General features: G+C 66.6%; 1 protein-coding gene. It reads right to left on the bottom strand.

Annotated elements, in window-relative coordinates; translation table 11 throughout:
* Positions 1-111: 111 nt before the first annotated feature.
* A complete protein-coding gene (locus DNK89_RS23640) occupies positions 112-465 on the bottom strand; it encodes an antibiotic biosynthesis monooxygenase (protein WP_110962016.1) in 354 nt (117 codons plus the stop codon).
* Positions 466-605: the final 140 nt, after the last annotated feature.

The raw sequence follows: 605 nt of genomic DNA, 5'->3' as shown, positions 1-605 counted from the left end.
GATCCTGGCCGCGCTGCTGGTGGCCGCGGTGCAGGAACTGCTGGTGCTGGTGGCGCGGCGTCTGCGCGCGGCGCGCTCGCGGGCCCGCGCCTGACGCCTGCCCCGACCGGCTCAGGCCGCGCGCCGCCCGGGCAGCACCAGGTCGTCGACCTGATAGGTGTGAAATTCGCTGGTCGATACCGCATCGAGCTTGCGGAATTTCTCCACGAACACCGGATCGGAAAAGAACTCATCGACCTTTCCCGCCCCCGAGATCGCCTCGATGTTCACCACGGTCTTGCCGTCCGTGCTCTTGGCCAGGTTGCTCCAGAGAAAGCCAGGCTTGGTGCGCGCGACGTAATGCACCACATCCTGGATAGCGCGGAAGGCGTCCTCCTGCCGGCCTGGGTGGGCATGGATCACATTGACGATGAATACCGTGCCATCCGGCGCGGGCTTGAAGGCGGCTGAATCGGGAAAGGCCATGTCGGCTCCTGTGGTGAAAAACAGGCAACACTATGGCCCGGCCCGGTGCCGTGAAAAAGAGGCCGGCGGGCGCGAGAGTGCGGACATAGCCGTCCGCAATCGCGCCGCCTCCTTGTCCGGCCTGCCGGCCCGGATCAGGC

Origin of the sequence: Acidovorax sp. ST3 (assembly GCF_003231145.1) — a bacterium.
In the GTDB taxonomy this organism is placed as follows: domain Bacteria; phylum Pseudomonadota; class Gammaproteobacteria; order Burkholderiales; family Burkholderiaceae_C; genus Acidovorax.
This window is presented reverse-complemented; position numbering and strand designations above follow the sequence as displayed.